The organism is Oerskovia sp. Root918 (genome assembly GCF_001428945.1).
Classification (GTDB): Bacteria; Actinomycetota; Actinomycetes; order Actinomycetales; family Cellulomonadaceae; genus Oerskovia; species Oerskovia enterophila.
Genome location: NZ_LMJG01000001.1, coordinates 435552 through 454248, shown reverse-complemented (window position 1 = coordinate 454248; position 18697 = coordinate 435552). Strand labels below are relative to the sequence as shown.

The window sequence follows — 18697 nt, the reverse complement described above, 5'->3', positions numbered from 1 at the left end:
CTTCCTAGGGTGGCCGCATGGACTCGAATCCGGCGGTCGCGTCGACGCTCGACCAGGTGCCCGCACGCCTACGGCGCGCCCGGCAGAAGCGTGCCCTGACCCTGGCGGAGCTCGGTGAGCGCACCGGTATCTCCAAGAGCACCCTGTCCAGGCTGGAGAGCGGACGGCGCAAGCCGAGCCTGGAACTCCTCCTCCCGATCTCCGTCGCGCTGGCGACCCCGCTCGACGACCTGGTGGCTCCACCTCGCGTCGTCGACCCGCGCATGCCCCAGCGGCAGCAGAAGACCGGCGGCCGGCTCTACGTCCGCCTCTCCAGACACTACGAAGGCCCCCAGGCCTACAAGATGACCATTCCCGCGGACCAGAAGGACCCCACGCCGCGCAGTCACGAAGGCCACGAATGGCTGTACGTGCTGCACGGCCGCCTGCGACTGGTCCTCGGCGACCTCGACCTGACCCTGGGGCCCGGAGAGGTCGCCGAGTTCGACACCGAGAACCCCCACTGGTTCGGCTCCGCAGGTCAGGGGGACGTCGAGGTCCTCAGCCTCTTCGGCAAGCATGGCGAACGGATGCACATCCGAGCGTCCACCCCGCGGGAAGGCGCCGACGAGGCACCGTGATCCGTCGCACCGTCCGGCCGTCCTGAGCGGACGCGACGGGCTTCACGACGACGTCGGAGCCTCAGTTCCCGGCGTCGCCCTCGACGTCCGCGGTCCAGTTGACCTGCTGGATGCGCGTGTCGAGCTCGCGCAGCGTGCGCGCCAGGTCGTCGGCCTGCGCCCGGGTGGCGGGCACGTCGACGCCCGACACGTACCGCAGCTCGGTGCGCGTGAACCGGTCCTGGGAGGCCGACGCCGCGTCGGCGAGGTCGGTCCGCAGGCGGTGCCGCAGGCGCAGCACGTCCCGGCGGGCGAGCGCCGCGGTCATGGTCAGACCCGGTTCGACCTCGGTCGCGAGGTTGGCCGCGTTGATCCGGGCGATGAGCGACTCGAGCTGTGCCGCGAGCCGCTCGTGCTCGGCCAGCAGGGCCACGGGGTCCTCGGCGGGCCGGTCCCCCTCCTGGTGCCGTGCGTTGGCGACCGCACGGCTCGCCACCTGGGCGAGCCGGCGCTGGAGGTCGGCGCGCTGTGCGAGGGCCTCGGCGAGCTTCATCGTGTGTCGACTCCTGGTTCTCGGGGGGACAGGGGCGTGGGTCCGAACCTATCCCGGGACCGTCGTCACGGCACTGCGCCCGGCACTGCGGCCCGAGCCGATGGCGGCACGCGGGTTCCCGCCCGCCGCGAGATGCGGCCGACGGGGGTCGTCCCGGCGGTTCGACCCCGTCCGCCGGATCTCGGCCCCGCGGACCGGGACCGCTCGCTAGAGCACGAGCTCGGGCTGCAGCCTCGACGGGCTCCAGACCCGTTGCTTGTACGCCGCGTAGGTCGTCGCGAGCAGCGCGACCGCGAGCACGACGAGCAGGACCCCGACGTCGCGCGCGACCGTCGCGAGGTCCCCGCCGTACAGCAGCTGCCGCAGCCCCTCGACCGTGTAGGACATGGGCAGGAACCGGTGCAGCGAGCGCAGCGGCTCCGGGATCGTCTGCCACGGGAACGTCCCGCCGGCCGTGACGAGCTGGACCAGCATGAGCACGAGCCCCAGGAACTGCCCCACGGCCCCCAGGTAGACGTTGAGCGCCTGGAGGATCGCGACGAACGTCGCGGACGCGAGCACCAGCAGCACCGCGGTCCCCACGGCGTAGACGGGGTCGATGTCGAGCGCGAACTTCACGACCGTGAACATGAGCGCGACCTGCGCGATCCCGATCACGGCCGGGGGGATCCACCCACCGAGCGCGGTCTGCCACGCGGGTCGTCCGGCCGCGAGCGACCTGGTCGACAGCGGCCGCACGAGCAGGAAGAGCACGTAGGCCCCGATCCACGCCGCGAGCGACATGAAGAAGGGGGCGAGCCCGGCCCCGTACGTCCCGGCGTTGGCGATCGTGTCCTTCTTGACCTCGACGGGGTTGCCGATCGTCTTCGCGGTGTCCTCCTGCGTCTGCTCGTCGACGTCGGGGATCTTGCCCAGCCCTGCCACGAGCCCGTCGTAGAGCTCGGTCATGCCGGACAGCAGCTCGCCCGTCCCGTCGCGCAGGGTCACGCTCGAGGACGCCAGCTGCGTGGCGCCGTCGGACACCTGGGCCGTGCCCGAGGCGAGCGTGCCGGCCCCGCTCGCGAGCGTGTCCGCGCCCGCGTCGAGCTGTGCCGCGCCCGAGGCGAGCTGGTCGCCTCCTGACGCCGCGGTCGCGATGCCCTGCGTGAGCGCGGGGGTCGCGCCCGCGAGGGTCGCGGCCCCTGCCGCGACCTGTGCCGAGCCCGAGCTGAGCTCGTCGAGCTTCTGCGACGCGCCCTCGACCTGGGTCGCGGCGGCCTCGACCGGGCCGCGCGCGTCCTCGAGGACCTGTGCGACGGCGTCGGCCTCCTCCTGGGTGATGGTGCCCGCTGCGACGAGCTCGGCGAGGCGCGCCTCGAGGTCCGTGCGTGCGGTGTCCAGCTGCCCGACGACGTCCCTCGCCGCCGCGGCCGCCTCCTGCCCGTAGCCCGCGACCTGGGCGTTGCCGTCCGCGACCTGCTGCGCGCCGTCGGCCAGCTCCTGCGTCTGGGACGGGAGGCTCGCGGTCTTGCTGCGCAGCGTGTCGAGACCGTCCGACAGCGTGGCCGCGCCCGAGGAGAGCCTGCCGCTCGCGGTCGCGAGCTCGTCGGCCCCCGTCGCGAGCTTCGAGGCGCCGGCCGCCGTCTCCCCCGCCCCCGAGGCGAGCCGGGCCGTGCCGTCGACGAGCTGGACGGTCCCGTCGGAGAGCTGCGTGGCGCCGTCGACCAGCTTCTGCGCACCGTCGACCCCGCTCGCGAGGTTGGTGTGGATCGACGCGAAGCCCTTGAGGAACGTGTCGGCGGCCTCGGTGCCGACCTGCTCGGCGATCGAGTCGCGGACCTTGCCGACGATCGTGTCGGCGATGGTCGCGGCCAGGTAGTTGTTGGCATCGTTGGTGATGAGGGTCAGGCTCGCCTGCTGCGGCTCGAACTTGCCCGAGGAGGCGAGGTCCTCGGAGAACGTCGGCCCGATGATGAGCGCCGCGTCGAAGCGCCCCGAGCGCACGCCCACCTCGGCGTCGGCCTGGCTCGTCTCGACCCAGCCGAACCCGCCGTCGCCGCTGAGCAGCTGCTTGGCCACCTCGTCACCGAAGTTGGTCTGGGTCGACGTGCCGTCGGCCGCGTCCTCGACCGTCGCGCCGCGGTCCTGGACCACGAGGGCCGCGGGGATCTCCTGGAGCTTGTCGTACGGGTTCTCGTTGGCGAACAGGTACAGGCCCGAGTAGAGCGTCGGGATGACGATCATGGCGAGGATCGCGAGCTTCGGCAGCGTGCCCGCGCTGATACGCCGCAGCTCCGAGATGCCCAGGCGGATGGCGGTCATCGGTCGGTCTCCTTCCCGGGGGCGGGTGCGTCGAGATCGGCGTGCCCAGCGGGTGCGGGCCCAGCAGGTTCGACGGGCCCAGCGGGATCCGCCGCACCGGCGGGCCCCGGCGGCTCGGCGTCACCAGGGGCCTCGCCGGTGGCCTGGTGCCTGCCGGGGGCTTCGCGGTCGAAGAGCCGGGTCGGGTCGGTCTCCTCGACGCCCTCCTCCTCGGGACCACCGCCCACCGGTGCGAGCACCGCGGGCTCGGGCCGGGTCCGCAACGCCTCGACGGGCGCGGCCCGCAGGGCGTCCGCACCGCGAGCAGGGGCCAGCTCCGCCCCGAGGTCACGGGCCGAGGACCGGGTGCACTCGACCATCACCCCGTACCCGAGCGAGGCGAGGGACTCCGCGACCGACCACCAGCCCGACGGCTCCCCGCTGTGCCGGTCGGGGAGCGTGAGCACGACGAACCGGACGTCCTTGCGCTCGGACGCGAGCGAGGACAGGAGCGCGGTCCGCACCGCGCCGTGCAGCGCGTCGATGCGCTCGCCCCGACGGTCGAGCAGGTCGTGGTCCGCGAGCCACCGCTTGGCGTCGCCGGGCAGCGACCGCCGGCCCGCGAGCGAGAGCTCCTCGGCGACGACGTCGCCGACCGTGAGCGCCTCGTCGGGCTCGGAGATGCCCGGCACGTCGACCACGGCCGTGACACGACGCAGCTCGGCCGTGGACGTGGTGGTCGAGCCGTCGTCCTCCACGAGCGTGACCGTCCCCGTGTACGGCGCGAGGCGCCCGGTCGCGACGAGCGCGAGCGCGGTGTGCCCGTGCCCGGGCTCGCCCGCGAGGAGCACGCACTCGCCCGACGAGACGCTGAGGGTGGTGGCCTCGAGCATCGGCGAGCGCCGACCCTCGACCTGGACGTCGTCCAACGTGATCTGCACCTTCGGGTCCTCTCGTGGCGAGGCCCACCGGGATACGCCGCGGCGGCCTCCCGTCGATCTTCCGTTGGACCGCCGGGGAGCGCACCTTGTCCCGTGCCGTCCGGGTGAAGGTCGCACGTCCCCCGGCCGAGGCGGCGCATCGTCGGTAGCCTGGGAAAACGGGCGACGAGAGGAGACTTCATGCGCGTCGTGATCGTCGGTGCGAGCGGCAACGTCGGGTCGGCCCTGCTGCGCCGGCTCGCGGATGAACCGGTCGTGACCTCGGTCGTGGGGGTCGCGAGCCGGGTGCCGCGCGCGGACGGCTCGAGCACGGTCGTCCCACCGTTCGACACCGCCGAGTGGGTGCGGTGCGACCTGAGGGACCCGGAGGACGTCGTGACCTCGCGGCTCGAGGGGGCGTTCGTGGGCGCGGACGCCGTCGTGCACCTCGCGTGGGCGATCGATCCCGCGCACGACCGGGACGAGCTGGCCCGCGTCAACGTCGAGGGCACGCGACGGGTCGCCGCGGCCGCGGCGCGCGCGGGGGTGGGGCACCTGGTCGTCGCGTCGTGCGCGAGCGCGTGCTCGCCCGCGTTCGACGACGTCCCGCGTGACGAGTACTGGCCCACCGCGGGCATCGCAGGGTCGGTCAGCAGCGCCCAGAAGGTCGAGGTCGAGGAGCTCCTCGACCGGTTCTCGGCCGCTCACCCGGGCGTCGTGGTGACGCGCGTGCGCGCACCGTTCACGTTCCAGCGCGACGCCGCGAGCGAGGTGTCGCGGTTGTTCTTCGGTCGGCTCCTGCCCCTGCCGCTGCGCCGCAAGGGATTCCTGCCGACGCTCGTGTGGCCGCGCGGGATGCGGCTCCAGGTGGTCCACGCGGACGACCTCGCGGAGGCCTACCGCGCGATCCTCGTGGGGCGCCACGCGGGCACGTTCAACGTCGCCGCTCCGGAGGTCCTCTCAGGGCCCGACGTCGCCGCGATCGTCTCGCAGGGAAAGCTCCGTGAGGTCTCGCCCACGTCGTTGCGGCGCCTGGTCGCCCTGGCCTGGGCGGCACGAGCCGTCCCGCTCGACCCGGGCTGGTTCGACGTCGCGCTCGCGGTACCGGTCCTCGACGCGTCGCGGGCGCGCCGGCTGCTGCGCTGGGCACCGTCGCACGACGCCCGGTCGACCGTCACCGAGGTCGTCGACGGGCTTGTCGAGGGTGCCGGGACCCAGAGCCCGCCGCTGCTGCCGCACTAGGGTCGGCGGCCGCGAGCCGCGGCGCGCCGGGCGCGAGGAGGGCGGCTCGGTCGAGCCGCCCTCCTCGCGCCCGGCGGACCGCGGGGTCCGGGTCAGGACTCGGAGGCTCCGGGTCAGGACTCGTAGGTCGCGTCGAGCGTGATCGTCGTACCCGTGAGCGCAGCTCGGTCATCGCGAGGTGCGCGTTGTCCTGGATCACGGCCGCGGCCGCCGACGNCCTGGAGGAACCAGACGAGCGCCAGCAGGTAGAGGCACTGTCCCGCGATCCCGAGCGCGAAGACCCCGAGCAGGAGTCGAGCCGCCCTCCTCGCGCCCGGCGGACCGCGGGGTCCGGGTCAGGACTCGGAGGCTCCGGGTCAGGACTCGTAGGTCGCGTCGAGCGTGATCGTCGTACCCGTGAGCGCCTTGGAGACCGGGCACGTGGCCTTGGCCGTCTCCGCCGCCTCGAGGAAGCCGGCCTCGTCGAGGCCCTCGACCTCGCCACGGACCGTGAGGGCGATCGCGGAGATCCGCAGGCCGCCAGCAGGGTCCGGGGTCAGCGTGACGTCGGCCGACACGTCGAGCGCGAGGGGCGTGCCGCCCGCGGCGCCGATCACGCCGGAGAGCTGCATCGCGTAGCACGAGGTGTGCGCGGCCGCGATGAGCTCCTCGGGGCTCGTGACTCCCTCGGCCGCGTCGGCCGTGCGGCGCGGGAAGCTGACGTCGAACGTCCCGGCGCCGGAGCTCGTGAGCTCGACCTGTCCGGTGCCCTCCTGGAGGGTGCCGTTCCATGCGGTGCGTGCGGTGCGGACTGCCATGATGTGGCTCCTTCGAGCGGGTGATCAGGGGTGCAGGACCGTGCGTACCGACGGTAACCCCGGAGGCGGGCCGCTCGCAGAAGGGTCCGTCGCCCGCGTGGCAGCCGGGGTGCCCCTAGGGTGTCCCGGTGAGCATCGAGGAGATCATCGGCTTCGTGACGGGCGCCCTGTGCGTCTGGCTGGCCGTCCGGCAGAACGTGTGGACCTTCCCGATCGGCCTCGCGAACAACGCGGTGTACGTGATCCTGTTCGCCTCGACGGGGCTCTACGCCGGCGCGGGGCTCCAGGTCGTGTACCTCGTCCTGGGCGCGCTCGGCTGGTACTGGTGGGTGCGCGGCGGCGAGGCGCACCGTGCGCTGACCGTGCGACGGACCCCCGCGTGGGTCTGGCCCGCCGCTGCGGTGGGCGCCGCCGCGGCGACCGCGCTGCTGGTCTGGGTCCTGTCGACGTGGACCGACTCGACCGTGCCGTTCTGGGACGCCCTGACGACCTCGACGAGCCTGGTCGCCCAGCTCATGCTGGGGCGCAAGTGGGTGGGGAGCTGGTGGGTGTGGATCGTGACCGACGTGATGCTCGTCGGCCTCTACGCGAGCCAGGGGCTGTGGCTGACGGCCGTCCTCTACGTGGGCTTCATCGGCCTGTGCGCGCTGGGCCTGCGCGACTGGTCGGCCGAGCTGCGCGCCGGCACGCACACGAGCACGGGCGCGCCCACGGAGCCCGACGGCCCTGTGCCCGCAGTTCAGCAGGACGCCCGATGACCCGGTTCGCGCACGGCCTCGTGATCGGCAAGTTCTACCCCGTGCACGCGGGCCACGTGAACCTCGTGCGCACGGCGCTGTCGCGGTGCGAGCGCGTGACCGTCCAGGTGCTCACGGCCTCGCAGGAGTCGATCCCGGGCGAGGTCCGCGCCGGGTGGCTGCGGGCCGAGGTGCCCGGCGCGCACGTCGTCACGGGGCTCGACGACGCCCCGGTCGACTACGCGAGCCCCGACGCGTGGGCCGAGCACGTCAAGGTCATGGAGTCGCTCCTCGACCCCTCCGACGCTCCCGTGGACGCCGTGTTCACGTCGGACCGGTACGGCGTCGAGCTGGCCCGCCGGTTCGACGCCGAGTGGGTCCAGGTCGACCCGGGCCGCGCGGTGGTCTCGGTGTCCGGGACCGCGGTCCGCGCCGACCCCGGGGCGCACTGGTGGGCGCTGCCCTCCTCGGTCCGAGCGTGGTTCGCGCGCCGCGTCGTGGTGCTCGGTGCCGAGTCGACCGGTTCGACGACCCTGGCCACCGAGCTCGCCGAGCACTACCGCCTGGAACCCGTGCTCGAGTTCGGCCGCGAGTGGTCGGAGGTCCGTCCGGGAGGGCTCGAGGCGCCGTGGCACACCGCGGAGTTCGACCTCGTCGCCCGGGAGCAGGCCCGGCGCGAGGACGAGGCCGCGGCCCTGACCCCGGTCCCCCTGGTCGTGTGCGACACCGACGTGCTCGCGACGACCCTGTGGCACGAGCGCTACGTCGGCTCACGGTCGGCGAGCGTCGAGGCGCTCGCCGCGACCCGCCGTCCCGACCTCTACCTCCTCACGGGCGACGAGATCCCGTTCGTCCAGGACGGGCTGCGCGACGGCGAGCACATCCGCCACGCGATGCAGGACCGCTTCCGGGAGGTCCTGGCCGGGCAGGACGTGCCGTGGCTCGAGGTGCACGGAGACCGGGCGAGCAGGCTCGCCCGGGCGATCGACGCCGTCGGGCCGCTGCTCGCCACACCCCGTGCCGTGGCCGCGCCCATGACGCAGGCCGGGACCGACGCCTACTGAGCCGGGCCGCGAGCGCCCCTCCGGCGCACCCCGCCGTCAGGGCGCGAGCACCACGGCCGTCCCGTACGCCACGATCTCCTGGTAGCCGTTGCCGACCTCGTCGCTGTCGTAGCGCATCGCGAGGATCGCGTTGGCGCCCTGCGCCGTGGCCTCCTCGACCATGCGGGCCACGGCCTCGTCGCGTGACTGCTGGAGCTGCTTGGTCAAGCCCTTGAGCTCGCCGCCGACGATCGACTTGAACCCCGCCCCGATCTGCGCGCCGACGTTGCGCGACCGGACGGTCAGCCCGGTCACCTCGCCGATGACCTGCTGCACGGTCCGGCCCGGGACATCGTTCATGGTGGAGACCAGCACGGTACGTCCTCCTCACGGTCGCGCGACCTGCGCGACGTCTCCCTCACCGTAGGAGGTCCCCCGGCGCCGCGCCCGGCGGGGCCGAGGGGCCGTGGAACGCTTCGTCCCACCCCGGCGGCTCGCCGCGTGGTCGCGGGCCCGCGGGGTTTGAATGGACGCATGAGCGCCTCGGACTCCCCCACCGCGACCGCGACCGCCGAGCCGACGCCCTGGGCGCTCCCGCCACGGGCGGTGCTGGCCGAGGTCGGGTCGAGCGACGAGGGGCTCACGGCCGACCAGGCCCGGACGCGGCTCGCCGAGGTGGGCCCCAACCGGCTGGCCCCGCCCGCGCGCACGCCCTGGTGGCGCCGGGTGCTGTCGCAGTTCGACGACGTCCTCATCTACATCCTGCTCGTGTCGGCCGTGCTCAAGGCGATCGTGGGCGACTGGATCGACTTCACGGTGATCCTCGCGGTCGCGGTCATCAATGCCGCGATCGGGCTGGTCCAGGAGGGCCGGGCCGAGAAGGCGCTCGACGGCATCCGCAGCATGCTCTCGGTCCACGCGCAGGTCCGGCGCGACGGCGCCTGGACGCAGATCGACGCCGACGACCTGGTCCCGGGCGACGTCGTGCGGGTCCGGTCGGGCGACCGCGTCCCGGCCGACCTGCGGCTGCTGGAGGGGGTCAACCTCCGGGTCGACGAGTCGGCGCTCACGGGTGAGTCGGTCCCTGCGTCCAAGTCGAGCGACCCCGTCCCCGCCGGGGCCGGGGTGGGCGACCGGTCGAGCATGCTGTTCTCCGGCACCCTGGTCTCGGCGGGGACGGGCACGGGCGTGGTCGTCGAGACGGGCGAGACGACCGAGATCGGCCGCATCCAGACCCTGATCTCCGAGGTGGACTCGCTCGAGACCCCCCTGTCGCGGACGCTCGACGCGTTCGGCAAGAAGCTCGCGGTCCTGATCCTCGTGATGGCCGTGGTCATGGTGGTCATCGGGCGCGTGGTCCACGGGTTCGACACCCCCGAGCTGATCTCGGCGGCGATCGGGTTCGCGGTCGCGGCCGTGCCCGAGGGCCTGCCGGCCCTCGTGACGATCACGCTCGCGCTGGGCGTGCAGCAGATGGCCCGACGACGGGCGATCACGCGCCGCCTCCCGGCCGTCGAGACGCTCGGCTCGGTGACCACGATCTGCTCGGACAAGACCGGGACGCTGACCAAGAACGAGATGACGGCCCGCACCGTGCGGACCGCGGCGCACGAGTACGCCGTGACGGGGATCAGCTACGCGCCCGACGGCGAGGTCGACCTCGACGGCTCCCCCGCGCTGCTGGCCGAGCACGCCGACCTGCGGCGGCTGGCCGAGGTCATGACGCTGTGCAACGACGCCCGGATCGTCCGGTCCACCGTGGAGGGAGGGGGCCGAGGCCCCGAGGGGACCGACGGACAGGGCGGACACGACGACGGCGCCGGCGAGGGCGACGCGCCGGGCTGGCGGCTCGTGGGCGAGCCGACCGAGGGAGCGTTGCGGACCCTGGGCCTCAAGGCCGGGTTCGACCCGACCGGGTGGCGGCGCGTCGCGCTCGTCCCGTTCGAGTCCGAGAACAAGTACATGGCCACGCTGACCCAGGACCCCGACGGCGGTCTCCACGTCCTCGTGAAGGGCGCCCCGGACCGGGTGCTCGACCGGTGCGCGACCCAGACCGGTGCGGACGGGCGGCCCGAGCCGCTCGACCGCGACCTCTGGTACGAGCAGATCGACGCGATCGGCGCCCAGGGTCTACGGGTCCTGGCCGCCGCTCGCGCCGGTACGGCCCCTGGTCGGACGACGCTCTCCCCCGAGGACGTCGAGGAGGGCCTCGAGCTGGTCGGCCTGGTCGGCATCGTCGACCCGCCCCGCCCCGAGGCGATCGAGGCCATCGCCCAGTGCCAGGACGCCGGGATCACGGTCAAGATGATCACGGGCGACCACTCGGGCACGGCCCTCGCGATCGCCCGCGAGATGGGGATCGTGCCGCCGACCGGCGCCGGGGACGGAGCACCTGCGCCCCAGGTCCTGACGGGTGCCGAGCTCGAGGCCATGAGCACCGAGGAGCTCCGCGCGGTCGTCGAGGAGGTCGACGTCTACGCGCGCACGAGCCCCGAGCACAAGATCCGCATCGTCTCGGCCCTCCAGTCACGCGGGCAGGTCGTGGCCATGACGGGCGACGGCGTCAACGACGCCCCCGCGCTGACCCAGGCCGACGTCGGCGTCGCGATGGGGATCAAGGGCACCGAGGCGACCAAGGAGGCCGCCGAGGTGGTCCTGGCCGACGACAACTTCGCGACGATCGAGCGGGCCGTCGAGGAGGGGCGACGGATCTACGACAACCTGCGCAAGTCGGTCCTGTTCCTGCTGCCGACCAACGGCGCGCAGTCGCTCGTGATCCTCGTCGCGGTCCTGCTCGGGTGGGCGCTGCCGCTCCAGCCCGTGCAGGTCCTGTGGATCAACATGGTCACGGCCGTCACGCTGTCTCTCGCGCTGGCCAACGAGCGCGCCGAGCCCGACATCATGTCGCGCGCGCCGCGCGACGCCAAGGCCTCGATCCTCACCGCGGCCTACCTGCGACGGGTCCTGCTCGTCTCGGTCCTCATCGGCGGCGCGACCATGGCCGTGTACTTCGTCGAGCGCGACCAGGGCATGAGCGTCCCCGAGGCCCAGACCACGGCCGTGACGATGCTCGCGCTCGGCCAGCTCGCCTACCTGTTCAACTGCCGCTTCCTGGACCGGTCGTCCATCACGTTCGCGGTCCTGCGGGGCAACCGGGCGGTCTGGTACTCGGCGGGCGCGCTCGTCGCGCTGCAGGCCGTGTTCGTCTACGCGCCCTTCATGCACTCGTGGTTCGGCTCGGCGCCGATCGGGCCGCGCGAGTGGGGCATCACGCTCGGGCTCTCGGTCGTGGTGTTCCTCCTTGTCGAGGCCGCCAAGGCGTTCGGGAGGAGGCGGACCTCCGCCGCACGGTCGAGGTAGATCGACGAGAACCCTCTACGTCACGGCGAAGACCCACGCACTCTCCTGGCAGAATCGCTCCGTGACCCCCGCCGAGCAGCAGGACCTCGACCACGTCTCCTCCGCTCCCACGCGCCCCGGGCCGGCGGCCACGAACCCGTTCGACCTGGACGTCGCGGACCTGTTCCGCACGCCCGTGTCCGGCGCCCCGGGCACAGCCGGGACGAGTCACGGCTCGACGACGTTCGCGCCGCTCGACGAGAAGCTGCGCCAGGCGTACTTCTGGGTCGTCAACCACGCGATCATCAGCCCGCACTACGACGTCGAGTTCTCGGCCGGCCCTACGGCCCCGGACGTCTCGTTCCGCCTCGGGGACTCCCGGGCACGCCTGAACCTGCCGAGCGACCAGTCGTACTCGAGCTTCGTGCTGCTCCCGCTGCTGACGTTCGCGGTGCGGGGCCGGTGCCTCATGGTCGGCGGCCCGGGGCGCGGCAAGACCGCGAGCGCCGTCCTCATGGGCGTCCTCGCGGGCTACCCGGTCCGGGACGTGCGGCGCGCGATGCAGCACGGGCACCCGCAGCTCACGGTCTCGGACCTGTTCGGCACGCCCCTGCCCAAGGACCTGGTGCAGGCCGACTCGCTCGCCGACGTCGACGTCGCGTGGCGCACGTGGCTGGGCATGCGCGTCAAGATCGTCGACGAGTACAACCGCATCCCGACGCGCACGCAGTCGGCGCTCCTGACGGTCCTGGCCGACGGCTACGTCGAGGTCTACGACCAGGTCTACGAGACGGGTGCCGCCGCCTGGTACCTCACGGCGAACGACGACGCGGGCGGTGGGACCTACCAGGTCGTCGACGCGCTGCGGGACCGGATCGACGTCGTCGTGCACGCGCTGCCGTTCAACAACCGCTTCCTGGGCGACCTGGTCGCGCGCGCCGAGCGCGGGGTCCGTCCCGAGGAGAACGTGCCCCCCGAGATCGTGTTCGACGCCGACGAGCACGACCGCCTGCACCGCGACGTGCTCGCGGTGCGCATCCCGGTCCCGGTGCGGCGACGGCTGGAGTTCTTCGCGAGCCAGCTCGAGGTGCTGGAGCGGGCCGCGTGGCAGTTCGAGTACCGCACCAAGGACACCGCGAAGCTCGCGGGGATCGACCCGCACCTCCTGGCCGCGGCCGACACGGGCCGCGACCGGCTGGGCGACATCGGCGCGCAGACCCTCAACGGGCTCTCGGTGCGGGCCCTGCAGTCGCTCATCTCGTACGCCAAGGCCATGGCGTTCTTCCGCGGCAACGCCGAGGTGGACCTCGCGGACCTGCGCGCGGTGCTCCCCTTCGTGCTGCACGACAAGCTGGTCCCCGACCTGCAGTCCGCACCCTTCGACGACGAGGAGCGCGAGCCCCTGCGCGCCGACCGCGTCTCGTGGATCCGTGACCTGTTCGACACGGCCTGCCAGCAGTACGACGCCGCGGGGCTCGACCAGGACGACCCCGTGGCCGAGATCCTCTCGGCGGTCGAGGCCGGTCTCGAGGGGCTGGGCGAGGCCGAGGTCCTGCGGCGCACCGCGCAGATCGAAGGGCTGCTGTCCCTGTGGCAGGACGCGGTCAAGTTGCACGGGAACGTCTACGAGGACGCCCTGGTCCTGAAGTACGCGCACCAGCGCTACACGAACTACCTCGCGTGGCTGCGCTGGAGCGGTCAGTGAACGCTCGCCACCCCGACGACGGCCCCGGCCCCGGCGAGGACTCCCCGACGCGCTCGCCGTTCGCGGAGCACCTGGTGCGCGAGCGCGACCACCTCAACGCGGTGCTCGCGCGCGCGGTCGCGCTCGGTGCGGACCGCGACGACGTGGCCGCGGCCGTGCGCGAGCTGCGCCCGGTCGTCGACGGGCTCGCTCCCGCGCTCGACGCCGGCGAGCTCGCGGGCGTCGTGGACGCGCTCGTGTCCACGGCGACCCGGTGCGTGGCGGCTCGCCGGTGGCGCTCCGACTCGGCCGAGCGGTGGGCGGTCCTCGCGCTCGCGCCCCAGGTCCAGCCGTGGCTGCGCACCGCCCCGGCCGTCACGGTGGCCGCGCTCACGGACGCGGCGCGCCCGGTCGCGGCGCGCGGGGACGCGACCGGCTGGGGACGGCGTGTGTCCGCTGCGGCCGAGGTCGCAGGAGCCGCGACGCTCGCGGCCCGGGGCGGGCCGGCGTCCGAGGGGCTCGCAGCGCCCGGCTCGCCTGCCGCCACCGTCCGCGACGTCGTCCTGGTCGCGGCGTGGCGCAGCGGCCTCGTCCGCTACCGGCAGGCCGCGCTGCGCGCCGCGGCGTCGCTCCCCTCGCCCGTCGCCGCGGCGGCGCTCGACCTGGCCCCGGGGACCGACGTCGGCGCGGTCCTCGAGCGGCACGCGAACGACCCGTGGTGGTGGCCCGGGCAGGCCGCCTCGCACGGCGCGGCCCCCGCGGTCAGCCGGTTCGGGGGCTTCCGCGGGTTCGGCGGTCCGTGGCTCACGCTGCCGCTCGTCGTCGGGCCGCTGCCCGGTGAGCCCGGCCTGCTGTGGGCCGTCCGCACGGCCCGGCCCCAGGCCGAGGACTGGACGCTCGTGTGCGACGTCCACGGGTGGGCCGCGCTGCGCGCCGCCCCGGGGGCCGAGGAACGGCCTGCCCCGGGCGCGACCGACCGCACCCCGCCCGCCGGCGTCCCCTGGCTCGACGACGTGACCGGGCAGGCCTCGACGCTCACGCCCTCGACCCACCTGACGCTCGTCAGCCGCGAGCACTCGTACTCGCTCGACCTGGTACGGGCACCCCGATGACGGGTACGCCCACGCCGGGCCCGACGGCGGCGGACGGCTCCGCGTCGCTCCCCCCGGCGCCCGGCGCCGGCACGCGGCACGCACCGTCGCGCACGAGGCTCCGCGACCGGTGGCTCGCGGCCTGGCCCGAGGCCCTGGCCGCCTGGGGCACGCAGACCCGCCTGCACGCGCCCGTGCTGCACCACGGCGACGACCGGCCCCAGGACGTCGGGTCGTTCGCGTGGTTCTCGACCGTGGACGTCGAGGTGCACATCGACCTCGACGACATCGCCGAGCGCGGGCTCGAGGACCACGCGGTCGCGGTGCTCGCGCACGAGATCGGGCACCACCTGCTGTCCCCCGGCGACCTGACGACGAGCGCCCGGATCCTCTCGCGCGTCCGGGACGGCCTGGTCGACCTGGACCCGCTCGCGGGGGCCATGGCGAACCTCTGGTCCGACCTGCTGGTCAACGACCGTCTGCAGCGGCGCGCGGGCCTCGACATGGCGGCGATCTTCGCGGCCCTCGGCGCAGGGCGGGCACCGCTCGCGCAGATGGTCATGCGGACCGACGAGATCCTCTGGGGCCTGCCCCGCGGGACGCTGACCCATCCCGACCACCCCGTGCCCGAGCGCGAGGCGAGCCTGTGCGCGCGCCTCGTGCGGGCCTACGCCAACGACCCCGTGGGGGGTGCGGGCGGGTTCGCCGCCCTGATCCGCCCGCTGCTCGTGGCCCCGCCGTCCGACGAGCCGGGCGCCGCGCCGGGGGGCTCGGCCGACGGAGCAGGTCCCGCGGCGGACGGCGGGAGCGGCGCAGCCCTCTCCGGCGGGCAGCACGGCATCCTGTGCTCGCAGTCGGAGCCCGCGGGAGCCGTGCCCGCGGGCCTCGCGACCGACCCCACGCTCGGGCGACCCGTGCTGCACCCCGCGGTTGATCCGCGCGTGACGGGCGCGACGCCGTCGGGCCCGGACGAGGAGCGTCCCCTCCCTGTCCCGGCGAGCGACGCGACCGGGGCCGCCGACGCCCTGGGCCAGGCCATCTCGCCCGCGCACTACGACGCGGTCCTGCGGCTGCTCGGCCTCACGACGTCGAGCGCGCAGTCCGCCGCGCGCTGGTACCGCGAGCACGCCATGCGCTTCCTCGTCCCCTTCCCCGTCCGGACGGACTCCCCGGTCGACGAGGAGCTGCTCGGCGGGCACGAGCAGTGGGACCTGGGCGAGGACCTGGCCGACGTCGACTGGGCCGCGACCGTGCTGCGCTCCCCCGTGATCGTCCCGGGGGTCACGACCGTGCGCCGCGTGCACGAGCAGCAGGACGGGCACGACCCCGCGCCGCGCCCGTACGACCTGGACCTGTACCTCGACTCGTCGGGGTCCATGCCCAACCCCCAGCAGCGGCTCGCACCCATCGCCCTGGCCGGGGCGGTCCTGGCCCTGTCCGCGCTGCGTGCCGGTGCGCGCGTCCAGGCCACGACGTGGAGCGGCCCCGAGCAGGTCGCGGGCACCGACGGCTTCACGCGCGACGCCGACGCGATCCTCGCGGCGATCGTCGCGCACTTCGGGGGCGGCACCTCGTTCCCGGTCCCCCTGCTCGAACGCACCCACCTGGGCGACCCCGTCACGGGCGCCCCGGCCGTGCGCACCCGACCCGCGCACGTGTCGGTCATCTCCGACGACGGGATCAGCTCGATGTTCCTCGACCACCTGGGCGGTTGGCCGCGCGACCCTTCCGCACCGCGAGCCGCGTCCGACGACACGCTCGCGGCGCGCGCCGTCCGGGCCGCAGGGGGCGGCGGCAGCCTGGTCCTGCAGGGCAGCGACGAGCTCGCCCGACGCGTCGCCGGCTGGGCGCCCGGCTACCGGACGTTCGCGGTGAGCTCGACCGAAGACCTCGTGCGCTTCTCGCGCGACTTCTCCCGCACGCTGTGGACCACGAAGGGAGCGGACCGTGCCCGCTGACACCACCTCTGCCGGGCCCGCCGGCTCCGTCGGACCCCGATCCTCCCGGCCCACGGTCGAGGGCCCCGCCCTCGCGGTCCTCGTGCAGCGCCTGACGCTCACGCCGCCCGACGTGCTCGATCCCGGGGTGCACGTGCCCGCCCTGGTGGGCGACGCCGTCGACCTCCTGGCCCTGAGCGTGCCCGGCTGGTGGCAGCTCGACGCGCACGCCCGCACCGCGCTCGACCGCACGTGCGGGGCGGGGGCGCCCGCGGCCTCGCGCGCCGGGGCCGGGATCGCGGTCTGGCTCGTGCGCGCTCCCGAGCTCACGCGCCTGCCCCACCTGCGGGAGGCCGCGCCCGACGGCCCCGCTGCCTGGCTCCTCGCCGTGGTCGACGCCCTCGCGCACGACCTCGCGCCCGTGCGCGACCCGCAGACCTGGGTCTCGTCCCCCGAGGGGCGCGAGGAGGCCGCACGCGCGTTCCTGCGCGCGGCACGGCTGCGCCCCGCGGGCGAGAGCGACGCGGTCGCCGAGGACCGCTGGTCCGCGGTCAGCACGGTCGAGCAGCGGCGCGTCGACCGGGAGATGGCCGAGGAGGTCCGGCGCTCGGAGGAGCTCGCCAAGGCCCTCGCGGCCAAGCGCGCGGCCGAGGCCGCCGCGCAGTACGCGAACTACTGAGGCGTCGCGCGGGCCAGGGGGCGAGCCGCGCTCGGGAACGCGTCGCAGAGCGCGAGCCCATCGAGCCCCTGGACGCCGGGCGCCGCCCGCACGGTCCCCGCAGGAGCCCGACCGTTCACGTACAGTGCGACGACCGACGACGACCTGTCCCTCACCCGTCGAGGAGTCCCGTGCCCCCCGCCCCTGACGCACCCCCGTCCCCCGACCTCCCCAGCGGTGTCCCGGACGCGCTGCTCGGCGAGTACGCACCGTTCGGCAACGTCGCGCTCGACGACGCCGAGCGCTGGCCCACGCTCACGCCCGACGGCGCCGCTCGCCTCGACGCGCTGCGTCACCACCCGGCGGCACCGGTCTGGGTGCACGCGACGGGCGACCGGCTCACGGCCGACGACCTGCCCGTGCTCGCCGCGACCGCGCGCCGGTTCGCCGGGGCCGACAGCGGCAGAGACGACGGCCGCGACGACGCCGGCCCAGGCGCAGCGCTCCGCACCGGCACCTCCCGCACGACGGCCGAGCGCGACGTCCCCCCGTGGGTCACGGACCTCGTCGAGCGCGCGCACACGGTCGTCCCGCGCTACCGGCGTGCCCGGGACCAGCGCCGGAGCCACGCTCGTTCCCCGCTCGACGACCTGCCCCCCGTGACCCGCGACGACCTGCGGGCCGACCTCGCGTCGTTCGTGCCCGTCGACGTCGACCTGTCGCGCGTCCTCGAGGGCACTAGCTCGGGCAGCACCGGGGCGGCCGTGGTCGTCCCGCTGCACCCCGTCGCGGTCGCGGCCGACCTCGCGCTCCTCCACCTCCTCGTCCGGGACGCCGGTGCGGCCTGGGTACCGCACGAGGACCGGCTGGGTCTCGCGAACCTCGTCGACCAGCGGGCCGCCTTCACGTACGCGTCGGCCATGACGGGCTTCGACGCGGCCTCGGGTCGGGCCGCGAGCGACGTCGCCGTGCCGCTCATGGCGCGCGTGAACCTCGACCCCGGCGCGTGGCGGGACCCGGCCGACCGCTCGACGTTCCTGCGCGGGACCGACCCGCAGGTTCTCAGCAGCTCACCCCTCCCGCTGCTGGCGCTGGCCGACCTCGACGCGCGCGAAGGGCTCGGCCTGCACCCGGTCGCGGTCGTGAGCGGGGCCGCTCACCTCACCCCGCCCGCGCGGGCCCGGCTGCGGGCCGCGTGGGGCGTCCCGGTGATCGACCTGTACGGCCTGCGCGAGACGGGCGCGGTGGCCTCGCGCGCGGACGACGGCCCGTTCGTCGTCGTCCCGCGTCGTGTCTGGGTCGAGATCCTGTCCGACGACGGCACGCCCGTCCCCGACGGGTCGCCGGGCGAGGTCGTGGTCACCACGGACGAGAACCCCTACCTGCCGCTCCTGCGCTACCGCACGGGAGACCGCGCACGGATCGTCCGTCCCCACGGGCCTGGTGGGCGGGTCGAGCTGCACGACCTCGAGGGGCGCTCGCCCGTGCGCTACCTGCACGCCGACGGGCGCTGGCTCGGTTCGGTCGATGCGACCCAGGTCCTCCAGGCGGCCGGGATCGCGGCCTGGCAGCTCCACCAGCGCGCCGACGGGACGATCGACCTGACCGTGGTGCCGGACGCACCCGTGGGCGGGGCGCCGTCGGGCCACGGTCCGGTCGGCGCGTCCAGGCCGGGAGAACCCGCAGCGGGCTCGGCTGCGCACGCCCTGCGACGGTGGATCGGGCGCGACGTCGTCGTGACGGTCACGACGCCGGCCCGCCTGGGACACGGCCGGGCACGCCGCTACTCGAGCGACGTGCCCGGCGGTCAGGCGTGA

General features: G+C 74.6%; 15 protein-coding genes. 10 read left to right on the top strand and 5 right to left on the bottom strand.

The window, feature by feature from the left end; translation table 11 throughout:
- Nucleotides 1–17 precede the first annotated feature (17 nt).
- Nucleotides 18–620: a helix-turn-helix domain-containing protein gene (locus ASE27_RS01995; protein ID WP_056645185.1), complete on the top strand. Its 603-nt coding sequence runs from the start codon at nt 18–20 to the stop codon at nt 618–620.
- Nucleotides 621–681: 61 nt separating this feature from the next.
- On the opposite strand, the gene ASE27_RS01990 is transcribed toward ASE27_RS01995, so the two are convergent.
- The 3 genes from ASE27_RS01990 to ASE27_RS01980 form a co-directional block, all read right to left on the bottom strand.
- On the bottom strand, nt 682–1152 hold the full coding sequence (locus ASE27_RS01990) for a DIP1984 family protein (RefSeq protein ID WP_056645184.1): 471 nt from the start codon (nt 1150–1152) through the stop codon (nt 682–684).
- A gap of 207 nt (nt 1153–1359) precedes the next feature.
- The gene (locus ASE27_RS01985) at nt 1360–3453 is read right to left on the bottom strand and encodes a YhgE/Pip domain-containing protein (RefSeq protein ID WP_056645182.1); all 2094 of its coding nucleotides are present in this window, start codon (nt 3451–3453) and stop codon (nt 1360–1362) included.
- Entirely contained in the window at nt 3450–4373 is a 924-nt protein-coding gene (locus ASE27_RS01980; RefSeq protein WP_056645179.1) for a hypothetical protein, read from the bottom strand. The genes ASE27_RS01985 and ASE27_RS01980 overlap by 4 nt, the downstream gene beginning before the upstream one ends.
- Nucleotides 4374–4553: 180 nt before the next feature.
- Between ASE27_RS01980 and ASE27_RS01975 the strand changes: the two genes are divergently transcribed.
- Nucleotides 4554–5594, top strand: coding sequence for an NAD-dependent epimerase/dehydratase family protein (locus tag ASE27_RS01975; RefSeq protein WP_056645178.1), 1041 nt, complete (start codon nt 4554–4556; stop codon nt 5592–5594).
- A 356-nt stretch (nt 5595–5950) separates the two neighbouring features.
- Here ASE27_RS01975 and ASE27_RS01970 read toward each other — a convergent pair whose 3' ends face one another.
- Complete coding sequence (locus tag ASE27_RS01970) at nt 5951–6391, bottom strand: OsmC family peroxiredoxin (protein WP_056645176.1); 441 nt, start codon at nt 6389–6391, stop codon at nt 5951–5953.
- Between the two features lie 128 nt (nt 6392–6519).
- Here ASE27_RS01970 and pnuC point away from each other — a divergent pair, with 128 nt between their 5' ends.
- Both pnuC and ASE27_RS01960 read left to right on the top strand, forming a co-directional pair.
- Nucleotides 6520–7149, top strand: a complete 630-nt coding sequence (gene pnuC, locus ASE27_RS01965) for a nicotinamide riboside transporter PnuC (RefSeq protein WP_056645174.1) — start codon at nt 6520–6522, stop codon at nt 7147–7149.
- Nucleotides 7146–8192, top strand: coding sequence for an AAA family ATPase (locus tag ASE27_RS01960; RefSeq protein WP_056645172.1), 1047 nt, complete (start codon nt 7146–7148; stop codon nt 8190–8192). Before pnuC ends, ASE27_RS01960 begins: the two co-directional genes overlap by 4 nt.
- A 36-nt stretch (nt 8193–8228) precedes the next feature.
- Here ASE27_RS01960 and ASE27_RS01955 read toward each other — a convergent pair whose 3' ends face one another.
- Nucleotides 8229–8546 carry a YbjQ family protein gene (locus tag ASE27_RS01955; RefSeq protein WP_211268485.1) on the bottom strand — a complete coding sequence of 106 codons (318 nt, stop codon included), beginning with the start codon at nt 8544–8546 and terminating at the stop codon, nt 8229–8231.
- A 159-nt stretch (nt 8547–8705) separates the two neighbouring features.
- Between ASE27_RS01955 and ASE27_RS01950 the strand changes: the two genes are divergently transcribed.
- The 6 genes from ASE27_RS01950 (at nt 8706) to ASE27_RS20780 (ending at nt 18697) form a co-directional block, all read left to right on the top strand.
- A complete protein-coding gene (locus ASE27_RS01950; RefSeq protein WP_056645170.1) occupies nt 8706–11531 on the top strand; it encodes an HAD-IC family P-type ATPase in 2826 nt (941 codons plus the stop codon).
- A 61-nt stretch (nt 11532–11592) separates the two neighbouring features.
- The gene (locus ASE27_RS01945) at nt 11593–13215 is read left to right on the top strand and encodes an AAA family ATPase (protein WP_056645168.1); all 1623 of its coding nucleotides are present in this window, start codon (nt 11593–11595) and stop codon (nt 13213–13215) included.
- A complete protein-coding gene (locus ASE27_RS01940) occupies nt 13212–14306 on the top strand; it encodes a hypothetical protein (RefSeq protein WP_056645167.1) in 1095 nt (364 codons plus the stop codon). Before ASE27_RS01945 ends, ASE27_RS01940 begins: the two co-directional genes overlap by 4 nt.
- The gene (locus ASE27_RS01935) at nt 14303–16243 is read left to right on the top strand and encodes a VWA domain-containing protein (RefSeq protein ID WP_056645164.1); all 1941 of its coding nucleotides are present in this window, start codon (nt 14303–14305) and stop codon (nt 16241–16243) included. The genes ASE27_RS01940 and ASE27_RS01935 overlap by 4 nt, the downstream gene beginning before the upstream one ends.
- Nucleotides 16233–16901: a hypothetical protein gene (locus ASE27_RS20075; RefSeq protein ID WP_056645162.1), complete on the top strand. Its 669-nt coding sequence runs from the start codon at nt 16233–16235 to the stop codon at nt 16899–16901. The genes ASE27_RS01935 and ASE27_RS20075 overlap by 11 nt, the downstream gene beginning before the upstream one ends.
- 170 nt (nt 16902–17071) lie before the next feature.
- Nucleotides 17072–18697 (top strand): AMP-binding protein, encoded by a 1626-nt coding sequence (locus ASE27_RS20780; protein WP_056645160.1) that lies wholly within the window; start codon nt 17072–17074, stop codon nt 18695–18697.

What these genes read in the sequence shown, in the direction of transcription:
- ASE27_RS01995 (WP_056645185.1), top strand. Translation starts at nt 18, where the DNA reads ATGGACTCGAATCCGGCGGTCGCGTCGACGCTCGACCAGGTGCCCGCA.
- ASE27_RS01990 (WP_056645184.1), bottom strand. Translation starts at nt 1,152, where the DNA reads ATGAAGCTCGCCGAGGCCCTCGCACAGCGCGCCGACCTCCAGCGCCGG.
- ASE27_RS01985 (WP_056645182.1), bottom strand. Translation starts at nt 3,453, where the DNA reads ATGACCGCCATCCGCCTGGGCATCTCGGAGCTGCGGCGTATCAGCGCG.
- ASE27_RS01975 (WP_056645178.1), top strand. Translation starts at nt 4,554, where the DNA reads ATGCGCGTCGTGATCGTCGGTGCGAGCGGCAACGTCGGGTCGGCCCTG.
- ASE27_RS01970 (WP_056645176.1), bottom strand. Translation starts at nt 6,391, where the DNA reads ATGGCAGTCCGCACCGCACGCACCGCATGGAACGGCACCCTCCAGGAG.
- ASE27_RS01960 (WP_056645172.1), top strand. Translation starts at nt 7,146, where the DNA reads ATGACCCGGTTCGCGCACGGCCTCGTGATCGGCAAGTTCTACCCCGTG.
- ASE27_RS01950 (WP_056645170.1), top strand. Translation starts at nt 8,706, where the DNA reads ATGAGCGCCTCGGACTCCCCCACCGCGACCGCGACCGCCGAGCCGACG.
- ASE27_RS01935 (WP_056645164.1), top strand. Translation starts at nt 14,303, where the DNA reads ATGACGGGTACGCCCACGCCGGGCCCGACGGCGGCGGACGGCTCCGCG.